Origin of the sequence: Mesorhizobium sp. M0800 (assembly GCF_040320095.1) — a bacterium.
Classification (GTDB): Bacteria; Pseudomonadota; Alphaproteobacteria; order Rhizobiales; family Rhizobiaceae; genus Mesorhizobium.
In genome coordinates this window covers 35583-57179 of sequence record NZ_JAMYOZ010000032.1, presented here as the reverse complement: position 1 = coordinate 57179, position 21597 = coordinate 35583, and the positions used below count along the sequence as shown (strand labels likewise).

At 62.8% G+C, this 21597-nt stretch carries 21 protein-coding genes; 18 read left to right on the top strand and 3 right to left on the bottom strand.

Features of this window, described 5'->3' with window-relative positions; all coding sequences use genetic code 11:
* Window positions 1–75 precede the first annotated feature (75 nt).
* Window positions 76–2115 (bottom strand): lytic transglycosylase domain-containing protein, encoded by a 2040-nt coding sequence (locus NKI18_RS27655; RefSeq protein ID WP_352620422.1) that lies wholly within the window; start codon window positions 2113–2115, stop codon window positions 76–78.
* A 327-nt stretch (window positions 2116–2442) separates the two neighbouring features.
* Here NKI18_RS27655 and dapA point away from each other — a divergent pair, with 327 nt between their 5' ends.
* The 4 genes from dapA to NKI18_RS27635 all read left to right on the top strand — a co-directional run bounded on the left by dapA (window position 2443) and on the right by NKI18_RS27635 (window position 5294).
* Window positions 2443–3324, top strand: coding sequence for a 4-hydroxy-tetrahydrodipicolinate synthase (dapA, locus tag NKI18_RS27650; protein WP_352449009.1), 882 nt, complete (start codon window positions 2443–2445; stop codon window positions 3322–3324).
* A gap of 25 nt (window positions 3325–3349) precedes the next feature.
* A complete protein-coding gene (smpB, locus tag NKI18_RS27645; RefSeq protein WP_023768487.1) occupies window positions 3350–3829 on the top strand; it encodes an SsrA-binding protein SmpB in 480 nt (159 codons plus the stop codon).
* 106 nt (window positions 3830–3935) lie between these two features.
* On the top strand, window positions 3936–4664 hold the full coding sequence (locus NKI18_RS27640; RefSeq protein ID WP_352620424.1) for a GH25 family lysozyme: 729 nt from the start codon (window positions 3936–3938) through the stop codon (window positions 4662–4664).
* A 108-nt stretch (window positions 4665–4772) separates the two neighbouring features.
* Window positions 4773–5294 carry a hypothetical protein gene (locus NKI18_RS27635; protein ID WP_352620427.1) on the top strand — a complete coding sequence of 174 codons (522 nt, stop codon included), beginning with the start codon at window positions 4773–4775 and terminating at the stop codon, window positions 5292–5294.
* A 30-nt stretch (window positions 5295–5324) separates the two neighbouring features.
* Here the strand turns inward: NKI18_RS27635 and NKI18_RS27630 are convergent, their stop codons facing one another.
* Complete coding sequence (locus NKI18_RS27630; protein WP_352620428.1) at window positions 5325–6002, bottom strand: uracil-DNA glycosylase; 678 nt, start codon at window positions 6000–6002, stop codon at window positions 5325–5327.
* Window positions 5999–6580 carry a LabA-like NYN domain-containing protein gene (locus NKI18_RS27625; protein ID WP_023677774.1) on the bottom strand — a complete coding sequence of 194 codons (582 nt, stop codon included), beginning with the start codon at window positions 6578–6580 and terminating at the stop codon, window positions 5999–6001. Before NKI18_RS27625 ends, NKI18_RS27630 begins: the two co-directional genes overlap by 4 nt.
* A 278-nt stretch (window positions 6581–6858) precedes the next feature.
* Between NKI18_RS27625 and rpoZ the strand changes: the two genes are divergently transcribed.
* The 14 genes from rpoZ to NKI18_RS27555 all read left to right on the top strand — a co-directional run bounded on the left by rpoZ (window position 6859) and on the right by NKI18_RS27555 (window position 20934).
* The gene (gene rpoZ, locus NKI18_RS27620; RefSeq protein WP_023677773.1) at window positions 6859–7260 is read left to right on the top strand and encodes a DNA-directed RNA polymerase subunit omega; all 402 of its coding nucleotides are present in this window, start codon (window positions 6859–6861) and stop codon (window positions 7258–7260) included.
* 111 nt (window positions 7261–7371) lie between these two features.
* The gene (locus NKI18_RS27615; RefSeq protein WP_023677772.1) at window positions 7372–9600 is read left to right on the top strand and encodes a RelA/SpoT family protein; all 2229 of its coding nucleotides are present in this window, start codon (window positions 7372–7374) and stop codon (window positions 9598–9600) included.
* Window positions 9601–9714: 114 nt separating this feature from the next.
* The gene (gene pyrE, locus NKI18_RS27610; RefSeq protein WP_352449004.1) at window positions 9715–10293 is read left to right on the top strand and encodes an orotate phosphoribosyltransferase; all 579 of its coding nucleotides are present in this window, start codon (window positions 9715–9717) and stop codon (window positions 10291–10293) included.
* Window positions 10294–10365: 72 nt separating this feature from the next.
* Entirely contained in the window at window positions 10366–10746 is a 381-nt protein-coding gene (locus NKI18_RS27605) for a VOC family protein (protein WP_352620431.1), read from the top strand.
* Between the two features lie 230 nt (window positions 10747–10976).
* Window positions 10977–11558: a DUF2062 domain-containing protein gene (locus tag NKI18_RS27600; RefSeq protein WP_023677769.1), complete on the top strand. Its 582-nt coding sequence runs from the start codon at window positions 10977–10979 to the stop codon at window positions 11556–11558.
* Window positions 11555–11968, top strand: a complete 414-nt coding sequence (gene acpS, locus NKI18_RS27595) for a holo-ACP synthase (RefSeq protein WP_254820193.1) — start codon at window positions 11555–11557, stop codon at window positions 11966–11968. The genes NKI18_RS27600 and acpS overlap by 4 nt, the downstream gene beginning before the upstream one ends.
* Window positions 11969–12045: 77 nt before the next feature.
* Entirely contained in the window at window positions 12046–12795 is a 750-nt protein-coding gene (gene lepB, locus NKI18_RS27590; RefSeq protein ID WP_352471047.1) for a signal peptidase I, read from the top strand.
* Window positions 12796–12799: 4 nt separating this feature from the next.
* A complete protein-coding gene (gene rnc, locus NKI18_RS27585) occupies window positions 12800–13525 on the top strand; it encodes a ribonuclease III (protein ID WP_352501816.1) in 726 nt (241 codons plus the stop codon).
* A complete protein-coding gene (gene era / locus NKI18_RS27580) occupies window positions 13522–14448 on the top strand; it encodes a GTPase Era (RefSeq protein WP_023677765.1) in 927 nt (308 codons plus the stop codon). Before rnc ends, era begins: the two co-directional genes overlap by 4 nt.
* 367 nt (window positions 14449–14815) lie before the next feature.
* On the top strand, window positions 14816–15520 hold the full coding sequence (locus NKI18_RS27575; protein WP_502900772.1) for an antitoxin Xre/MbcA/ParS-like domain-containing protein: 705 nt from the start codon (window positions 14816–14818) through the stop codon (window positions 15518–15520).
* A gap of 363 nt (window positions 15521–15883) precedes the next feature.
* Window positions 15884–16972: a porin gene (locus tag NKI18_RS27570; protein WP_352620436.1), complete on the top strand. Its 1089-nt coding sequence runs from the start codon at window positions 15884–15886 to the stop codon at window positions 16970–16972.
* Window positions 16973–17089: 117 nt separating this feature from the next.
* Window positions 17090–17878: a DNA repair protein RecO gene (recO, locus tag NKI18_RS27565; RefSeq protein WP_352620438.1), complete on the top strand. Its 789-nt coding sequence runs from the start codon at window positions 17090–17092 to the stop codon at window positions 17876–17878.
* The gene (locus NKI18_RS27560) at window positions 17875–18150 is read left to right on the top strand and encodes a PaaI family thioesterase (protein WP_352620440.1); all 276 of its coding nucleotides are present in this window, start codon (window positions 17875–17877) and stop codon (window positions 18148–18150) included. Before recO ends, NKI18_RS27560 begins: the two co-directional genes overlap by 4 nt.
* Window positions 18151–18234: 84 nt before the next feature.
* Window positions 18235–20934, top strand: a complete 2700-nt coding sequence (locus NKI18_RS27555) for a DUF2339 domain-containing protein (protein WP_352620442.1) — start codon at window positions 18235–18237, stop codon at window positions 20932–20934.
* The last annotated feature ends 663 nt before the right edge of the window (window positions 20935–21597 follow it).

Sequence of the window (21597 nt, the reverse complement as noted above, 5' to 3'; positions counted from 1 at the left end):
CGGAACCAAGCTGGAGCACCCTCATCCGACCGAGCTTCGCTCGGCCACCTTCTCCCACAAGGGGAGAAGGAAAGGCTAACCCCGGCCGTTCACCAGATCCCCGACAATGTCATATTTGCCGGAGATACGCATCTTGTAGACCTCGTAGTTCTCCATCACGCGCTGGACGTAACTTCTTGTTTCCGTATAGGGAATCCGCTCGATCCAGTCGACGATGGCATCGATGTCCTTGCCGCGCGGATCGCCGTATTTCGCCACCCACTGGGCGGCGCGGGTGGGGCCGGCATTGTAGCCGGCGAAGGTCAGCACGTAGGAGCCGTCGAAGCGGCCGAGCTGCTCGCCGAGAAAGGCAGCGCCCAGCGTTGCGTTGTAGCCGGCATCGGTGGTCAGCCGGGCCTGCGAGAAAGTCATGCCGGCCTTCTTCGCCAATTGCTTGGCCGTGCCTGGCATCAGCTGCAGCAGTCCGCGCGCGCCGGCGCTGGAGACGGCGCCGATGTTGAACTCGCTTTCCTGGCGGGCAATCGCATAGGCCAGCGCCTTGCCCGAGCCGGAAATGTTGGCGGTGTCGGGAATGACGCCGAGCGGATGCGACAGCGCGCCGACGTCGATGCCACGTGCGCCGGCGATCTTGCCGACCTTCAACGCCATGAAATGGTTGCCTTGTCTTTCCGCCAGCGTCGCAAGCAGCGCCAGTTCGCCGGGGCTGCTCAACTGCCCGGCAAGGTCGCGGTAGAGCGTCTCGGCATAGCGGTCATAGCCGGCCTGCTGCAGCCGCTCGATGGCGCTGACCGCCTCGCGGGTGGCAAAACTCTGGCGATCGGCGGCACTTGGTTGGGGGTAGACGATGTTGAGGGTCTGCCGGCCGACACGCTCGCCGGCGAGCTGGCCGTAAAAGGTCGTGCCGTAGCTGGCGGCGCGGCTGAAATAATCCTTGGCACTGCCGGGCCCGCCGACTTCGGCGGCACGGCCGAGCCAGTAATAGGCGCGCGACAGCGACATCGGCCCTTGGGCGAGCTCCGCGATTTGCGCAAAATGCTTGGCGGCGGTGCTCGGGTCGTTGAGGCCGCGCAGCGCGTACCAGCCCGCATGGAATTCCGCCTCGGCAGCATTGGCGGGACTTTCGGCGGCATGCGCGGCGACTATTCTGTAGGCGGTCTTCATGTCGCCCTGGTCGACCAGCTCGCGCGACAGCACCCGGCGTTCGACCCACCAGGCGTCCGGATCGACCAGAGCGTCGCGGTCGCCCGGCGCCTTCAGCACCAGCGCGGCGGCATCGGAAAATTTCTGTTGCTTGCGCAGATATTCGGCTTCGGCAAAGAGATAGCCGGCCGCCCGCTGCGCTGCCGGCACCGCCTTCAGCAGCTTGGCCGCGTTCTTGTCGCCTTTGGTGACTGCCGCCCAGGCATCGGCCAATTGCTGGGCGCCGGCGAGACCGGCGACGCGCAGCGCCGAAGCGACCTGATCGGCATAAAACATGCGCTCCATGCGGAAGCGATGGTCGGCGGCCGGGATCAGCGCGCCGAACTCGCGGATGACCGCCGCCTCGTCCGTGGCTTCGAGCTTTTCGGTGCGCCAGAATGGCGACAGCACCGAGCGCGCCGCCTTCGTATCGCCCAGCGCTACATAGGAGCGGGCAAGGATCACCACGCCCTCGAAGGTCAGCGGCTGGCTGCCGTCGAACGCCCGCACCACGACCTGTGGCGCGGGGTTCTCGCGATAGAGCGCGCGCTCGCTGTTCTTGCGCAAGGCGATCGTGCCCGGCCAGTTCGGCAGCATCTTCGCGGCATCGGCGATGTCGCCGCTCGGCACCTGGTCGCCGCCATAGAGCGCAATCGCCCAGGCAAGGATGTGCCGATCGAGCGATTTGGCCGGCAGCGCTTCGCGCACCTGGCGCGCGCGCTGAATGTCGTTTGCCGCCAGCGCATCGAGACCGCTCTTCAGCGCCGCGACGCTGGCGGATGGCGAAGGGGACTGCTGCAGCGCATCGTTCTGCGGCTCCGTCATCGGGATCGCCGACGTGACCTGCACATCGACGCTGCCGCCGATCGCCGCACCGGGGATCAGCACAACGATCGCGCCGAGAAGCGCGAAAAGATGAGGCCGCCTGGTCGGCATGGATTTGGTCTTTTCCTATTTCTTCGATGCTACAGCTGGCACAGATGAACTGCAGCCTATTCGTCTGTGATGAAGGGCCCGTAAAGAAAACCCTATCGAGGTCGTTCGAATTGCAATTGCTGGCGCAATGCTTGCCGCGCAACAATGTCGAGACTATGGTGCGCCGCTTCGCTTTCGGCTAGAAGGCGCGCACGACAAACACCTACAGCGCCGCGCGTCTTCTCAGACGCGCAAAGGACGCTGTAGCAATTTAAATTGGCGCATGATCCCTTCCGAAATCGACTGCGATTTTCGGGGTCATGCGCTAGTCCCAAGGAGTTGGACGACATGCTAAGAGGCTCGCTGACCGCGCTCGTCACACCGTTCGAAAAGAGCGGCCGTTTCGACGAGAAAGCCTTTCGCGCGTTCATCGCCTGGCAGATCGCCGAAGGCACGACGGGCGTGGTCCCGGTCGGCACCACCGGCGAGTCGCCGACGCTGTCGCATGACGAGCACCGCCAAGTCGTCAAGGTTTGCATCGAGGTCGCCAAGGGCCGGGTTCCGGTCGTCGCCGGCGCCGGCTCCAACAACACCGACGAGGCGGTCGGCCTGGTCCAGTATGCCGAGAAGGCGGGCGCCGACGCGGCCCTTGTCGTCACGCCTTATTACAACAGACCGACGCAGCGCGGCCTCTATGCGCATTTCGCCGCCGTCGCCAAGGCGACCAGCCTGCCGATCATCATCTACAACATTCCACCGCGCTCGGTGGTCGACATGAGCCCGGAGACGATGGGGCAATTGGTGCACGACTTCAAGAACATCGTCGGCGTCAAGGATGCCACCGGCAAGGTCGAGCGGGTTTCGGAGCAGCGCGCCACCTGCGGCAAGGATTTCATCCAGCTCTCCGGCGAAGACGCCTCGGCGCTCGGCTTCAACGCGCATGGCGGCGTCGGCTGTATTTCGGTGACGGCAAATGTCGCACCCAGGCTTTGCGCTGAATTCCAGGAGGCAACGCTTTCCGGCGACTGCGCCAAGGCGCTCGACCTGCAGGACCGTCTGTTGCCGCTGCACAAGGCGATTTTCATGGAGCCCGGCGTTTCCGGCGCGAAATATGCGCTGTCGAAGCTGGGCAAGGTCGAGAACGTGCTGCGCTCGCCGCTAATGACGGTCGAGCCGTCGACCGCCGAGAAGATCGACGCGGCGATGAAGCACGCCGGCTTGATAAACTAGGGATGAGGCGCCACCTCTCCGCATCATGAATCAAGTCAGAAAAGCCGATCCCAACAACAAGACCGTTGCGGAAAACCGCAAGGCGCGGTTTTCCTATGAGGTGCTCGACACGATCGAGGCCGGCCTGGTGCTGACCGGTACGGAAGTGAAATCGCTGCGCCAGGGCCAGGCCAACATCCAGGACAGCTACGCCTCGGTCGAGGGCGGCGAGATCTGGCTGATCAACTCCTATTTGCCGGAGTATCTGCAGGCCAACCGCTTCAACCATGAGCCGCGCCGCCGCCGCAAACTGCTGCTCAACAAGCGCGAGATGGCCAAGCTGGCGCAAAGCGTCGACCGCGAAGGCATGACGCTGGTGCCGCTGAAGATCTACTTCAACGACCAAGGCCGTGCCAAGCTGCTGCTCGCCGTTGGCCGAGGCAAGAAGCTGCACGACAAGCGCGAGACCGAAAAGCAGCGCGACTGGTCGCGCGAGAAGGGCCGGCTGCTGAAGGAGCGAGGGTGAGGAGCGGTCCGCGAAGCGGAGGAAAAGCCAGCGATTTGGCTTTTCGAGCGACGAACGCCCGGAGCCATAGCGGCGGGCAGGGCGGACCAAAAGGGACAGGTCTCGTTTGAAAAACCGGATCGTCTTATGGGGCGCGGCCGGTCTGCTCGTGGCGGGCCTCGTTCTGGCCGGCGGCTATACCTACTTCCAGACGTTTTCTCCGGACCGCGGCAAATATCCGGTCAGGGGCATCGACGTCTCCCATCATCAGCGGCAGATCGACTGGCGGCGTGTTGCCGCCGACGATGTCGCCTTCGCCGTGATCAAGGCGACGGAAGGCGGCGATCATGTCGACGATGCCTTCGCCGCCAATTTGCGCGCGGCCCGCGCCGCCGGTCTTGCCGTCGGTGCCTATCATTTCTTCACCTTCTGCAGACCGGGTGTGGATCAGGCACGCAACTTCATCTCGGTGGTGCCGCAAGATCAGCCTCTGCTGCCGCCGGTGGTAGACATCGAGTTCGGCGGCAATTGCCCGCAGCGGCCAACTCCCGAACAGCTGAGCGCCGAACTCTCCGCCTTCCTCGGCCCGGTCGAGGCGGCGTTCCGCAAGACGGCGATCCTCTATGTGACCGACGAGGCGGCGCAAGCCTATGCCGGGCAGCTAGCCGGCCGCCCGCGCTGGCTGCGTTCGCTGGCGCTGCGGCCGGGCCATGACAACTGGATCTATTGGCAGTATCACAACCGGGGCCGCATCGACGGCATCAGCGGCGACGTCGACCTGAATGTTCTCCAGGGCGGACCTGCGACGCTGGCCGCATTGTTTGCCGCAGCGCCTGAAGCGACAGCGTCGGATTGATGCTATTCCTGTCCACCAAAACACCCTCGATGGCACGAAGACAGAGCGACGAAGCGTTTCCCAATGTGGCTATTCATATCGCAGGCGGCGCCGTGCTAGGTACATTTGATGCCGGAGCGCCCTTCATCAACCAATGACAGCAACGCCCCGCCTGCTGCGACGGACCGCGGCGACCCCCGCCTGGCATTTGTCTATGCGGAGGCGGTGCGTGGCCTCCAGCACCAGCAGGGCGTGGTTGAAAGTCTCAATACGCGCGCCGGCAATCTGATCTTCGCAACCGCGTTCGCGAGTTCTCTCCTCGGAGGCAGGGCGCTCCTGGATGGCGTGGGGCCTTGGGACTGGCTGGCGCTGACATTGCTTTTTCTTATCGGGCTGCTGGTCGCGATTATGGTGTGGCCATATTATAACTATACGTTCCGTTTCGATCCAGAGAAGCTGCTCCAGGACTTCGTCGATCAGCACCCTCCCGCAACCCTGGACGGGATGCACCGAGCGCTTGCGCTGCGCATCAAATCCGACATGGCCAGCAATTGGCGGATCATCCAACGCCTGCGCGTCGCGCTGCAGCTTGCACTGTTTCTGTGGTTGCTGGATCTCCTGGCCTGGTTGTTCGCGATCGCCCGAATCTAGGGCTCGTGCCCTGGCGGGCGTCGTCCGACTCTATGTCTTCAGAAAAGCTTCTATCTGACTGAAGACGTTGACGAACATCGCTTCCGTCAACACGCCGGTATTGGTGTTGTAGCGCGAGCAATGATAGCTGGAAAACAGCGTGATGCCATTGGCCTGCTGCTGCCCACCATGCCGGAACGGATAGGCGGCAACGCGTTGGCCGAGCGCCCGCACGGTCGACTGGTGCGCGATCGAGCCGAGCGCCAGCACCGCGCGCAGATTTGAAAACCGTGCGATCGTCGGCACCAGGAACGTCCGGCAAGTCGCTATCTCGGCGCCAACCGGCTTGTTCTCCGGCGGCACGCAGCGCACCGCATTGGTGATCGCCGTACCGACAAGCTCCAGCCCGTCATCTGGTCGCGCTTTGAATTCGCCGCGCGCAAAGCCGTGCGCGATCAGCGTGTTGTAGAGCAGGTCGCCGGCAAAATCGCCGGTGAAGGGACGCCCCGTCCGGTTTGCCCCGCGCAGGCCCGGCGCCAGCCCGACGATCAGCAGACGCACTGCATCCTCGCCTGCCGGCGGCAAAAAGGTCGGCACCGGCGCGTTGAACCAGGACGGCTCGCGCCGCCGCCACTCGGCGATGAAGTCGTGCAACCGCGGGCAGAGCGGGCAATCGCGATCGGGTTCGGGGGAGACGACCAGGGGCGCGGTCAAGGCAACGACCGTCAATAGTCTTCCTCGTCGACTTCGGCCGGTTCGGGCCGGCGCACCGGCCGCTCCGACGGATCGCGGCCGACTTCATTCTTGAGCGTCATCAAGTCGATGAAATGGTCGGCCTGGCGGCGCAGATCGTCGGAGATCATCGGCGGCTGCGAAGCCATGGTCGAGACGATCGACACCTTGCGCCCGCGCCGCTGCAGCGCCTCGACCAGCGTGCGGAAATCGCCGTCGCCCGAAAAGATGACATAATGGTCGACGACATCGGCAAGCTCGAGCGCATCGACGGTCAGCTCGATATCCATATTGCCCTTAATCTTGCGCCGGCCGGTCGAGTCGGTGAATTCCTTGGCCGGTTTGGTCACCACCTTGAAGCCGTTATAGTCGAGCCAGTCGATCAGCGGCCGTATCGAGGAGTATTCCTGATCCTCGACCAGCGCGGTGTAGTAATAAGCGCGCAGCAGATAGCCGCGTTTCTGGAAGCTCGCCAGAAGTTTGCGGTAATCGATGTCAAAGCCCAGCGCGCGCGAGGTGGCGTAGAGATTGGCACCGTCGATAAAGAGAGCGATTTTTTCACGAGGATCGAACATGGAAAATGTCCTTTTTCGAAATAAGCGGTCGTCTAAATGCGTGGCGACTATCGGCCGGTCTGATAATAGACCTGTTGGCCTTCATCGTTCGAGATAACGCCAGTTTTACGGCAATCCAAGGCACCATGCCGCACCGCAAGCAATTGTGATCGGCGCTGTGTCGTCGCAGGCGGCCCGCGTCAGAGCTGCGCACCGCCATAAAAGCTTGTATTTTGGCGGCGTTCGGGTTATGGACCGCGCCTGTTTTCCATCAAATCCAGGCATGAAAGGGGCAACTCATGGCCCGCGTAACCGTTGAAGATTGCATCGACAAGGTCGACAACCGCTTCGAGCTGGTGCTCTTGGCCGGCCACCGTGCCCGTCAGATCAGCCAGGGCGCGCAGATCACCGTACCGCGCGACAACGACAAGAACCCGGTCGTTGCGCTCCGCGAAATCGCCGAAGAGACGCTGTCGCCGGACGACCTCAAGGAAGATCTCATCCATTCGCTGCAGAAGCATGTCGAGGTCGATGAGCCGGAAGCCGATGGCGAAGCGATTGCCGACCAGACCGGCAGCGCCGTTGCAGCCACCGATGCCGACGACGCCGAGGACAACGTCACCTTCGATCGCATGACCGAAGAAGACCTGTTGGCCGGCATCGAAGGCCTGGTGCCGCCGGAAAAAAGCGACGATTATTGATCTTAGCGACAACTGCCGACACTTTCGCGTCGGCAGTTTCGTGGCTATCTATGACATGCGCCGTACGCCAGTGCGGCGCATGATTCATTTCAGCATTGCGAGATCCCGCCCATGATGCGTCAGTATGAGCTTGTCGAGCGCGTGCAGCGCTACAAGCCTGACGTCAACGAGGCGCTGCTCAACAAGGCCTATGTCTACGCCATGCAGAAGCATGGCCACCAGAAACGCGCCTCCGGCGACCCGTATTTCTCGCATCCGCTCGAAGTCGCCGCCATCCTCACCGAAATGCACATGGACGAGGCGACGATCGCCGTTGCCTTGCTGCACGACACGATCGAGGACACCACGGCGACCAGGGCCGAGATCGACGAATTGTTCGGCCCGGAAATGGGCAAGCTGGTCGAGGGCCTGACCAAGCTGAAGAAGCTCGACCTCGTCTCGAAGAAGGCCGAGCAGGCGGAGAACCTGCGCAAGCTGTTGCTGGCGATCTCGGAAGACGTGCGCGTGCTTCTGGTCAAGCTCGCCGACCGCCTGCACAATATGCGCACGCTCGACCATGTGCCGGAAGCCAAGCGCCTGCGCATCGCCGAAGAGACGATGGACATCTACGCGCCGCTGGCCGGCCGCATGGGTATGCAAGGCATGCGCGAGGAGCTGGAAGAGATTGCCTTCCGCTTCATCAATCCGGAAGCCTACCGCGCCGTCACCGCACGGCTCGCCGAAATCTTCGAGCGCAACAAGGGCGTGCTGTCGGAGATCGAGAAGGCGCTCTCTACGCTGTTCGACAAATATTCGATCAAGGCCGAGGTCAAGAGCCGGCAGAAGAAGCCGTGGTCGGTATTCCGCAAGATGGAGGCCAAGGCGCTGTCGTTCGAGCAGCTGTCCGACATTTTCGGCTTCCGCGTCGTTGTCGAGACGGTCGAGGACTGTTACCGCGCGCTCGGCGCCATCCACACCACCTGGTCGATGGTGCCCGGCCGCTTCAAGGATTACATCTCGACGCCGAAGCAGAACGACTACCGCTCGATCCACACCACCATCGTCGGCCCGTCGCGCCAGCGCGTCGAATTGCAGATCCGCACCTATCAAATGAACAAGATCGCCGAATACGGCGTCGCGGCTCATTCGATCTATAAGGATACCGGTGGCAAGATGAATGGTGCCGCCCATGCGATCTCGAAGGAAACCAATGCCTATGCCTGGCTGCGGCGCACCATCGAGCAGCTTGCCGAAGGCGACAATCCCGAGGACTTCCTCGAAAACACCAAGCTGGAACTGTTTCAGGACCAGGTATTCTGCTTCACGCCGAAGGGCATGCTGATCGCGCTGCCGCGCGGCGCCACGCCGATCGACTTTGCCTATGCCGTCCACACCGACGTCGGCGACACTTGCGTCGGCGCCAAGGTCAATGGCCGCATCATGCCGCTGATGACGGAGCTGAAGAACGGCGACGAGGTCGAGATCATCCGCTCGAAGGCGCAGGTCCCGCCGGCGGCGTGGGAATCGGTGGTCGTTACCGGCAAGGCACGCTCGGCCATCCGCCGCGCCACCAAGAACGCCATTCGCAAGCAATATTCGGGTCTCGGTATCCGCATTCTGGAGCGCGCCTTCGAACGCTCTGGCAAGACCTTCACCAAGGAAAGCCTGAAGCCGGTGCTGCACCGGCTGGCGCGCAAGGACATCGAGGATGTACTGGCCGCGGTCGGCCGAGGCGAACTTGCCTCCACCGATGTCATGAAGGCGGTGTTTCCCGACTACAAGGACGAGCGTGTCACGCTGGTCGCGCCCAAGCAGCGCGAGGAGGGCTGGTCGAAGATCCGCAACGCCGCCGGCATGCTGTTCCAGATTCCGGGCCGCGCCGCACGCAAGGACAAGAACCAGCCGCGCGACGACGCGGTGCCGATCCGCGGTGTGCGCGGCGATCTGCCGGTGCGCTTCGCGCCGGAGGGGGCAGTGCCAGGCGATCGCATCGTCGGCATCGTGCAGCCGGGAACCGGTATCACCATCTATCCGATCCAGTCGCCGGCGCTGCAGGCCTTTGACGACCAGCCCGAGCGCTGGATCGACGTGCGCTGGGATATTGACGAGCGCACCAAGGAGCGGTTCCCGGCGCGCGTCTCGGTCACCGCCATCAACGCGCCGGGTTCGCTGGCCGATATTGCACAGGTCGTTGCATCCAACGACGCCAACATCCACACTTTGTCGATGGTGCGCACCGCGCCCGATTTCACCGAAATGCTGATCGATCTCGAAGTGTGGGATCTCAAGCACTTGAACCGGCTGCTGTCGCAGCTAAAGGACAATTCGAGCGTCAGTGATGCAAGGCGCGTGAATGGGTGAATAGTGAATAGTGAATAGTGAATAGTGAATAGTGAATAGTGAATAGTGAAGAGGGTGCTCTCACTACCATTCACCATTCACCATTCACCATTCACCATGGACATGGAGTGAACGATGAACACCGATGAAGTGCTGGGCATTTTCCGCGAGGCCGGCGCCGTTCTCGAAGGGCATTTCATCCTGACGTCGGGCCTGCGCAGCCCGGTCTTCCTGCAGAAGGCGCGCGTTTTCATGCATGCCGACAAGACCGAGCGCTTGTGCAAGGCGCTCGCCGAAAAGATCCGCACTGGCGTGCCCGGCAGGATCGACTACGTCGTCGGCCCGGCGATCGGCGGGCTGATCCCGGCCTATGAGACCTCGCGCCATCTTGGTGCGCCGGCGATCTGGGTCGAGCGGGAAGGGGGTGAATTCAGGCTGCGCCGCTTCGAGATCGCCAAGGGATCGCGCGTCGTCATTGTCGAGGACATCGTCACCACCGGCCTGTCGATCCGCGAGACCATCGACTGCCTGCGCGGCCTTGGCGCCGAAGTCGTTGCCGCCGCATGCATCATCGACCGCTCGGCCGGCAAGACCGATGTCGGCGTGCCGCTGATCGCGCTCGCCGAATACGAGGTTCCGGCCTATCCAGCCGACATGCTGCCGCCCGAGCTCGCCGCCATACCGGCGATCAAGCCGGGCAGCCGCAATATCTAATGCATGTCGCCCAAAAGTGTGCGGCGGTTTTGGGACAACGACATGCATAAAAACAAGTCAAGAGACGCTGCCATGATTGCCGGCATCGATCATTTCGTGCTGACAGTTCGTTCGGTGGACGATACCTGCGCCTTTTATCAGCGGGTGCTTGGCTTCAAGCGCCTCGACGAGCCGGACCGACCAACGGCGCTGCTGTTTGGAACGCAGAAGATCAATGTGCATGAGGTCGGGCACACCTTCGAGCCGAAGGCCAAGGCGCCGACGCCGGGCTCCGGAGATTTCTGCTTGATTGCTGCCCGGCCGCTCGCCGAGATATGTGCCAACCTCGCCGCCAATGGTGTGGTGATAGAGGTCGGCCCGGTCGAGCGTGTCGGCGCCCGGGGCGCGATGATGTCGGTCTATTTCCGCGATCCGGACGGCAACCTCGTCGAGGTCAGCGAATATCGATCCTAAGTGACGCTCCTTAAATTCGCCGCGATCATGCCCTGTTCAGAACGGCGATACCCAAGGCTGGCGCGACCGGCCACCGAGCGGATGCCCTCGGCCTCGTTGTTCTTCGGCCAGCGCATCGCTATATCAAAGTCGTAGTTGCTTTTCGGCGACCGCAGAGCGCAGCATAGGCTGTCGCGCCTGGCTGGAAAGGCCGGCGTGAAGCCATCGATGGAACTAGGAACAGGAACAGAGTGCTTTTTCGACGGCGCAAGCCTGATGGTTTTTTCGAGCGGGTGCGTACTTATTTGTGGCCGCGCCGCTCGTTCTCGCGCTCGCTGCGGTATTTCTCCAAACGCATCCTGCGGCTTAGGGCCACGCCGCATGCCGTGGCCGCCGGTGTTGCGGCGGGCGTATTCGCGTCGTTTTTCCCGCTTGGCTTTCACTTCATCATTGCTGCCATCCTGTGCTGGCTGATCGCCGGCAATCTGGTCGCGGCAGCACTCGGCACGGTCTTCGGCAACCCCCTGACCTTTCCGCTGCTATGGGCCGCCTCCTGGGAGGTCGGCAAGCTGATCCTGCATGAACACCTGCCGGCGCATGGCCCGCCCGCGCATCTCGGCGACATGCTGCATAATCTTTCCTTTGCGCAATTGTGGGGACCGGTGCTGAAGCCGATGACGATCGGCGCAATACCGCTCGGCCTGGTTTTCGGCCTGCTGTTTTACGGCATCACCCGCTGGGGCATGGTCACCTTCCACGAGCAGCGCCGCAAGCGGCTGGCCGAGAGAGCGGCAAAGGCTGGAAAAACCGGGCCGGAAGTTCCTGCCGAATGATTATCGGTATCGGCAGCGACCTCATCGACATCAGACGCATCGAGAAGTCGCTGGAACGCCATGGCCAGCGCTTCATCCAGCGCATCTACACCGAGATCGAACAGGCGCGCTCCGAAAACCGCGCGGCGCGTGCGGCCTCCTACGCCAAGCGTTTCGCTGCCAAGGAAGCCTGCGCCAAGGCACTGGGTACCGGTCTGGCGCAGGGTGTGTTCTGGCGCGATATGGGGGTCGTCAACCTGGCCAGCGGCAAGCCGACCATGGCGCTGACCAATGGGGCGGCAGCGCGGCTGGACGAAATTCTGCCTGAACGGCACCGCGCGGTGATCCACCTCACCATCACCGATGATTTTCCGCTCGCTCAAGCCTTTGTGATCATTGAAGCGTTGCCGGTCGAAGAAGCGCCACATTGATTGCATCTGACCACCGGCATGACGTTGCCCAGCGCGCGCCGAGACTCTATACCATCCAACGCACAATCGAGGACGACATGAGCGTGGCTGAAAAAACCCAGAAGAAATCCGGCGGACTTGGCGAAACCGTCAGCGTCATAGTCCAGGCCCTGCTGCTTGCGCTGGTCATCCGAACGCTCCTGTTCCAGCCGTTCTCGATCCCGTCCGGGTCGATGCGGCCGACTTTGCTCGAAGGTGATTATCTCTTCGTCACCAAGTGGTCCTACGGCTTCTCCCGCTATTCGCTGCCGTTCGGGCCGAACATCTTTTCGGGTCGCATCTGGGGCTCCGAGCCGAAGCGCGGCGACGTAGTGGTGTTCAAGTTTCCGCCGGATCCTTCTGTCGATTATATCAAGCGCGTCGTCGGCCTGCCAGGCGACAAGATCCAGGTCAAGGATGGCCAGCTCTTCATCAACGACGTGGGCGTGCCGCGCGTCAAGGTCGGGCAGATCGACAACCGCGACATCACCGAGGAGAACGGGCCGGTCGATGTCTATCGCGAGACGCTGCCGAACGGCGTCAGCTACGACACGCTCGACCTGACGCAGGCTTCGATCGGGGACAATACCAAAGAGTTCAAGGTGCCGCCCGGTCACTATTTCATGATGGGCGACAATCGCGACAACTCGTCGGACAGCCGCTTCACCGTCGGCTTCGTGCCGGACGAGAATTTGGTCGGCCGCGCCAACCTCATTTTCTTCTCGATCGGCGGCAGCGCCAGCCCGCTCGAAATCTGGAAATGGCCGTCGCTGATGCGCGCCTCGCGCCTGTTCCATTTCGTCAATTAGGGCCATGGCGGCGACGAAACGGCTGACCGCCGATGCGCTCGCCGAGGCGCTCAGGGAGCGCACCGGCCACAGTTTTGGCGACCATCAGCGCCTGCAGCGGGCGCTGACCCATGCCAGCGCTCGCGGCAGTCACGCCGGCATCGACTACGAACGTTTCGAATTCCTGGGCGACCGCGTTCTCGGCCTTGTCGTTGCCGATATGCTGCTGGCGGCTTTTCCCGACGCCGCCGAGGGTGAGCTGTCGCTGAGATTGAACGCTCTGGTCAACGCTGAAGCCCTGGCGGAAATTGCCGAGGAGATCGGCCTGCCGGAACTTATTCGCGCCGGTTCGGACGTACGCGGCCTCGACGGGCGCAAGCGCGTGAATCTGCGCGCCGATGCATTGGAATCGCTGATCGCCGTGCTCTATCTCGACGGAGGGTTGGAAGCGGCCCGTGCCTTCATCCACAAATACTGGCAGCCGCGCTCGCAAGCCATTGACGCCGCCCGTCGCGATGCGAAAACCGAACTCCAGGAATGGGCGCATCAGGCGGCAGGCGCAGTGCCGGTTTACATAATCGACAGCCGCGAGGGACCGGACCACGATCCGCTGTTCACCGTCAGTGTCAAGGTCGGCGCCTATCCGCCGGCGACCGGCAGCGGGCGCTCCAAGCGCGAGGCGGAGCAGGCTGCAGCCGCGGCACTTCTGCAGCGGGAAGGCGTCTGGCTCGATCAAGGGAGTGCCGCATGACCGCCACCGAAGCTCCGGCAACAGAAGCTCCCGCTACCCGCTCCGGCTTCGTCGCGCTGATCGGCGCGCCCAATGCGGGGAAATCGACGCTGGTCAACCAATTGGTCGGCGCCAAGGTGTCGATCGTGACGCACAAGGTGCAGACCACGCGCGCTATCGTGCGCGGCATTGCCACCCACAACAACGCGCAGATCGTCTTCGTCGACACGCCGGGCATATTCAAGCCGAAGCGCCGGCTGGACACCGCGATGGTGACCACAGCGTGGGGCGGTGCCAAGGACGCCGATATCGTGCTGCTCTTGATCGATGCCGAGCGCGGCATCCGGGGCGATGCCGACGCCATCCTCGAGCGGCTGAAGGATGTCCGGCAGCCGATGGTGTTGATCCTCAACAAGGTCGATCGGGTCAAGCACGAGACGTTGCTGGCATTGTCGGCGGCAGCCAACGAAAGGGTGCCGTTCAAGCGCACCTTCATGGTTTCGGCGCTGACCGGGTCCGGCTGCAAGGACCTGCTCGACTATCTCGCCGAGACCTTGCCGGCCGGCCCCTGGTACTATCCGGAGGACCAGATCTCCGACCTGCCGATGCGCCAGCTCGCGGCCGAGATCACCCGCGAAAAGCTTTATCTCAGGCTGCATCAGGAACTGCCTTATTCCTCCCACATCGAGACCGAGAAATGGGAAGAGAAGAAGGACGGCTCGGTGCGCATCGACCAGACAATCTATGTCGAGCGTGACAGCCAGAAGAAGATCGTGCTCGGCCATAAGGGCGAGACGATCCGCGCCATCGGCCAGGCCGCGCGCATGGAAATCGCAGGCATACTCGAGCAGAAGGTGCACCTCTTCCTGTTCGTCAAGGTGCGCGAGAACTGGGGCGACGATCCCGAGCGCTACCGCGAAATGGGGCTCGAATTTCCGCACTGAGCCTGTTTGGGCGATCCGCCGAGCGGCCTGTTGGTCGCATCAGGATTCTGAGCGGTCGCCGGGGTGCCCGATCGGTCGACTTGCATCTTGAACAGCCGCCGAATCATTCCGGGAGGCTATGCGTCGACCACGTCGGTCGACCCGTTCCTTATTGGTACCGGCGCGACGGGAAATCCTGAGCGGGTTCAAAGAAATTTCCGATATTTCATGCAAAATCGGCCAGTAGATCGAATGGAACTCCTGCCGATACTGCGACCGTGCGTGGTTCCCGTTTGTCGTCTCTCCGTCATACACCCTGCCTATAGGCTGTGCGAAAGACCCGCTTCCGAGCAAACCGGAACCGGCAGGCAGACAGCCAGATCAGGACATGACCGGGACTTGGAATCGCATCGACCCCATCCGTCAGATCGAGTTTGCAAGCGCCGTCGCTGTTGAGATCGAGCGCGTGTTGGCGCGGCAAGGCAAGGTGACGAACAGCGATGCGGTCGTTGCAGCGGGCAGGGTCGCCGGGGCCGTTGCCGCCGCCGTCGCTTTGCTTGCGCCGACCGACATCAGTGCGATCGACACCATGCAGGAAAGATTACCCGGCATGGCGTCGCGTTTCGTGCGGATATTGGCAGCCGAAGCTGCGGAACGCCGTGCCCGGACGCATCTGTCGACGGCGCACGAAGGCCAAGGGGCAGACATCCAACGCCTGGCCGGAACGGGCGACCTCGACTCGATACGGGTCGAGGACTGGGCCGGTCGGGTCGCCGGGTCGACGTTCCTGCAGCAAAATCTCGGCATATCGCGCTCGACCCTGCATCGCTGGCAGCGGAGCGGCACGGTCGTTGCGTTGCGCACCGGTGGCCGCAAACATGTATTTCCCCTGGCCCAGTTCATCGACGGCAGGCCGGCGCCGGGTATCAAGGAAGTGTTATCCGCGATGCCCGATCCACGGCATGCCTGGTCGTGGCTGATCGGCCCCGCGCCCGGCCTCGCCGGACGTATTCCCATTGAAATGCTCAAACGGGATCTGGTGGCGGAAGTCTTTCTTGCCGCACAGAACGCAGCGATGGCGAAGTCGGCTTGATCTCGCTGCCAACGTTAGAAGTCTATTCCAAAAAAAGAACACGTAGAAAGGAATGTATGTCGGGTGCCGATCGGTTTGCCGGCTAATGGCATAAGTATATTTTTGTACAATTGTGACAGTGTCTCGTTTGTGCCGATGGCAAATGTGAAGCAAATATGAAGTGATATTTGTGCAACATGGATTTATTCTGTTATGCAAACATTGATTATTTTTGGAATCGTCATTGAGACTGGAATGCGGATGAGTATGTTCGCCGCCTGAAGAGGGGGTGCGGTGCGCGCCTTTTTCGACGTGGGTGAGGCGTTCAGCCGTTCAACCCATGAATCCAAAGCCATTTTTAACTTTGACTGGAGAGGTCAGAAAATGAATATCAAGAGCCTTCTTCTCGGCTCAGCCGCGGCATTCGTCGCGGTCTCCGGTGCGCGCGCCGCCGACGCTGTTGTGGTCGCCGAGCCGGAACCCGCCGAATACGTCAAGATTTGCGACGTCTACGGCGCCGGCTACTTCTACATTCCCGGCACCGAGACCTGCCTGCGCATCGGCGGCTATGTCCGCTATGACGCCAGCTTCGGCGACGCCGGCCGCGTTTTCGATGGCGCGACGACACACGACCTTTTGGACGGTGACGAGCAGCAGACCTGGAACAAGAATGCCCGCTTCAATTTGAAGACGTGGACCGGCCAGGAAACCGAGCTCGGCACGTTGAAGACCTATACCGAGACCCGTTTCAACTTCGGCAATACCAAACGCACCGTGAGCGGTGTTGATTTCAGCGTGCAGGACAACAAGGCGGTTACTCTGAACTTCGCCTGGATCCAGCTTGGAGGTTTCCGCGTCGGTAAGGATGAAACTGTCTATGATTCGTTCATCGGCTACGCCGGCAACGTCGTCCAGGACACTATCATTCCTTACGGCACCAAGGACACCAACCTGATCAGTTACTACTTCGACGGCGGTAATGGCTTTACGGCAGTCGCCTCGGTCGAAACGGGCTCCGGCGCTGACCAGTCGATCGACAGCTACGTTCCGTTTGTCGTCGGCGGCGTGAAATACAAGGGCGACTGGGGTGCGATCACCGCGGTCGGCGCCTATAACAGCACGTCGGAAGAATGGGCCGGCAAAGCTCGCCTCGACGTCAAGCCGATTACTGACCTGACCCTGTTCGTGATGGCGGGCTACGGCAGCGACGACAACCTCGCAAAGAACTTCTACAAGCCGTGGACTGGCAACTTTGCCGTCTGGGGCGGCGGCAGCTATGCCGTCAACAAGAAGACGTCTTTGAACGCCCAGGTCTCCTATACCGACGACCAAGACTTCGCCGTTGCGGCGAATGTCGCCTACACCATCGTTCCTGGTTACACGATCACCGCCGAAGTCGATTATTACGACAATTTCGATGCCGACGATGCCGACACAATCGGCGGCATCTTCCGCTTCCAGCGCTCGTTCTGATCAAACGACGATCTCGCAAAAAACGGCCCGTAGCGATACGCTACGGGCCGTTTTGGTTTGGCGGCGGATACGTCGCACATCTTGATTTCGCCATCCAACCGGTGACAAGCTCTCGTCATGGAATGGCGCGACGAGGGAATCATTCTCGGCACCCGCAAGCATGGCGAAACCAGCGCCATTCTCGAGGTGATGACGCGCGCGCATGGCCGCCATCTCGGTCTCGTGCGCGGCGGCCGTTCGCGCAAACAGCAGCCTGTCTTGCAGCCCGGCAATCACGTCGACCTGTTGTGGCGGGCGCGGCTTGACGAGCATCTCGGCACCTTCCAGGTCGAGGCTATCGAGATGAACGCCGCCCGGCTGATGGACAGCGCCGTTGCCGTCTACGGCCTGCAGACGATGGCCGCGCATTTGCGTCTTCTGCCTGAGCGTGACGCCCATGGCGGCCTTTACGAGACGCTTGCGGTGATGATCGCTCATCTCGACGATGCCGATGCCGCCGGCGAGCTGGTGGCCCGCTTCGAGCTGCTGGTACTCGACGACCTCGGTTTCGGCCTCGATCTCAGCCAGTGTGCGGCGACCGGCACCAGGCAGGACCTTGCCTATGTCTCGCCGAAATCCGGCCGCGCCGTGTCGCGGGCGGCGGGCGCGCCGTGGCGCGACAAGATGCTGGCGCTGCCTGCCTTCCTGCAGCGCGGCTCCGGGCTGCGCGCCGATCCGGCGGCGATCGAGGACGCCTTCCGGCTGACCGGCTTCTTTTTGACCCGCCATGTCTACGAACCGCGCGGCATCGAGCCTCCCGGCGCCCGCGCCGGGTTTCTCGCCGCCTTGCGCAGGCATCATTCACCCGGCCATGAATCCGGCAAGGCAAGCGCCGGGGAAGCCGCCACCGGGGAAACCACCAGATGAGCGAAGTTGAACCTGATCCCGAAAACGTTTCGCCGCTCGGCCTTGGCACCATTTCGCAAGTGGGCGAGGCCTATGCGACGGCCGAGTTCAAAGTGAATTTGAGGCGGTCGATCACGCCAAGGACGGGCGAGGTGGTGTGCGAGGGCAAAATGGTGCACAAGGGCCGCACGCCGACGGTTTCGGAAGCGGCGCTGAAGGACGCCAATGGCAAGCTGCTGGCTTTCGGCACCGAAACATGCTCGATCTTTCCGGCCAATCTGGCGGCACGTTGAATGGACCGGCCGTTTGGCCGCCGCATTTGAATGTCACTGAACATTGAATGTCAGTGACAACTGGCCTGGTTTGGGGGAACCGCCATGTTTGAAAGCCTGATTGGCCTCGTCGCCATCATCGTGCTGTTCGTCATCATTTCACGCCAGCAGAGCCGCATCGGCCTGATCGAGCGCGAGCTTGGCGCCTTGCGCAGCCTTGTGCTTTCGGGCACGCCTGCGCTGCCGCCGCAAGCCAAGGAACCGGCTGCAAACGACAGCAAACCGGCGGATGCCGCAATCCCGCTTGCGGCCGCAGCCGACATGGCCGTATCGCCACGGACCGCAGCGGTCGTGTCAGCTTCAGAGGCCGATGCCGATACAACGGCGCCGTCCGCGCCGGAGTCGGCGCAACCGGCGGCAGCGGCGAAGGCAGCTCGCCAGTCCGACGTCGAAACGGCGCTCGGTACCCGCTGGGCGGTCTGGGTCGGCGGCATCGCGCTGGCGCTGGGTGGCTTGTTTCTGATCCGCTACACCATCGAGGCCGGCATTTTCGGGCCACGCGTGCGGCTTGTCATGGCGGCGGCACTCGGGCTGGTGCTGGTCGCCGGCGGCGAGTTCATCCGGCGCACCGGCTTCAGGGTGCCGGTGCAAGGTGCCGCCGGTGCCTATATCCCGGCGATCCTGACGGCGGCCGGCGCTTTCATCCTGTTCGGTACCGTCTACGCCGCGTACAGCGTTTACGGCTTCATCGGCCCGACGCTCGCTTTCACGCTGCTCGGCGCCATCGGGGTGGCGACGATCGCGGCAAGCCTGGTCCACGGTCAGGCGCTGGCCGGCGTCGGCCTGCTCGGTGCCATGGTGACGCCGCTGCTGGTCGCCTCGCAGGCGCCCAATCCGTGGGCGCTGTTCGGCTATCTGGCGATCGTGCTCGCCGCCACCTGCGTCATTGCCCGCATCCGCGACTGGAGGCTTTTGATGGCCGCAGCCTTCGTCGCCACGGGCATCTGGACCATCTTCTACATGACTGACGCGCCGGGGGCGAACCTTGCCGTCATCCTCTTTATCGACGGGGTGACACTGGCCGTGCTCGCCTTCGTCTGGCTTGGCCGCCGCGACGAAGCGGTCGCCGGCAGCGGCTTCGACTGGCCGTCGATCGCGCCGGGCTTCTTCGTCGGCCTTTCGGCGCTGGCCCTGTTTGTCGATCCGGCCTTCGCCGCCATCCGCGGTGCATTGCCGGGGGCCGCCCTTGTCGCAGCCCTGGTGGCGGTGGCGCTCTACCGGCCGCGGGCGCTTGCACTGCTGCACGCCGCCGGGCTGGCGACGGTACTGGCCTATATCGGCATCATTCCGCCGACCACGATCGCTTCCGATTTTTCGGGTGGCACTCTTGGCGTCGACGGCATGCCGGTCGTGGCGTCCGATGCCTTGATGCTCAGGGTCGGCATCGCTCTCGGCCTGGTCTTCATCGGCGCCGGCTTTTGGGCGGCGCGCCGTTTTGCGGCCTCTGGCTGGCTGCGCGCCGCCACATGGGCGGCCTGGAGCGTTGTCGCGCCCCTGATCATTCTGTTGGCGCTCTGGTTCACCTTCGGCAATCTCGACCGCGATCTCGCTTATGCGGCCGCAGCAGCCATTTTGGTCGGAGTCTTCGTCGCCGGCGGCGAATGGATAGCGCGCGGCGAAGCGCCGCCGCTAACCGGCGGCGCTGCTGTCTCCTTCGCGCTCGGCGGGGCGGCGATTGCCGGCCTGCTGATGCTGCACATGGCCTTTGGTTCCGGCTGGACAACCATCCTGCTCGGAGCAGCCGCCGTCGTGCCGGCGCTGGCGACGCGCTGGCGCAGCTATCCGGTGCTTGGCTGGATTTCCGTTGGTGCGGTGATTGCAGTGCTCGGCCGCGCTGCCTTCGACCCGACCATCGTCGGTGCCGAGTTCCTGTCGAAAACGCCGGTGTTCAACTGGCTGCTGCTTGGATATGGCGTGCCGGCGCTCGCTTTCGGTTTTGCCGCCTGGCAGCTTGCCCGAACCACCAACGGCCGACCGCGCCTCGCAATGGAGGCCGGCGCCGCGCTGTTTGCCCTGCTCACCGTCGCCATGCTGGTGCGCCATGCCATGCATGGCGGCGTCATCGATACGGCTGCTGCGACGCTTGCCGAACAGTCGATCTACACGCTGATCGCCATCGGTGCCGGTGCCATCCTGGTCGCCATCGACATGCGCTCGCCAAGCTCGGTGCTGCGCTACGGCTCGATTGCAGCGGGCGTGGTCTCGGTCGCGTTCATCGTCCTCCAGCATTTTCTGGCGCTGAACCCGTTGCTGACGGATGAATCGACCGGCAGCATTCCGGTGTTCAACCTTCTGTTGCTCGCCTACCTCTTGCCGGCAGTCGCGACAGGCGCACTGGCGCTCTATACCCGCGACAAGCGGCCGAAATGGTATGCGGCCATGCTGGCGGTTATGGCGGCGGTGCTCGCCTTCGCCTATGCCACGCTGTCGGTCAGGAGGCTGTTCAAGGGTGAGTTCATCGGCCTGTGGAGCGGCCTCGGCCAGCTCGAGACCTATACCTATTCGGCGCTCTGGCTGGTCATCGGCGTGGTGCTGCTCACCGCCGGTGTCTGGCTGAAGTCGCAGGTGCTGCGCATAGCGTCGGCGGCGCTGATCTCGGTCGCCGTGCTCAAGGTCTTCGTCTTCGACATGTCGGAGCTGGAAGGTGTGTTGCGGGCGCTGTCCTTCATCGGCCTCGGCGCGGTGCTCATCGGCATCGGCTTATTTTATCAGCGGCTGCTGACAAGGGCCGCGAGGGAGGCCTAAGGGATCAGGGGAGATCGCTGGAGTCACGGCCTTCCTCAATTTTCCAAGGATGCAGAAAAGGCGCTGTCGCCGAAGCTGCCAATCTCCCCACTTGTGGGGGAGATGCCCGGCAGGGCAGAGGGGGGCGCGAAGGAACGCGGCCTCAAAGGCGAACAGGGCGAAGCGAATTCGCATTTTTTGCCGGTCGCAAAGTATTTTGTTCTTGCTTTGTGCCGGCAGCTATGGTACTAATTTGGGTATGGTGCCAATTGGCTCCAACGACCCGCCCGCCGAGGCGGGCTTTTTGTGTGTGCCGAGCATGATCGACAGCTCGGAGGTGCAAGTCCTCTACCCAGCCTGATGGCGGCGAAGGGTTATCGAAGCACAAGGGCGTCGTCGTGAGGCGGGGTCTGAAGGAAATGTGGAGCAAAACCGCGACCCGATGGACAAGAACCGGATATGAGGCCTACCCGGCCGGACGAGCGGGCAACTGACCGCGAAGTCCAAGGTCATCAAGGCCCGGGGTGGTAAATCTGGCGGGTGTGCGGGGAAGGCGGTCGATCTTACCTTGGGAGAGCTGTGCCGTGTCCGGGATTCCGGCCTGGGCCCGCCGTGAGGCGCGCCGATCGCGGTGCAGAAGTCAGCAGAGGGCATAATAGTCGCCGGGCTTGCCGCGGAGGCGAA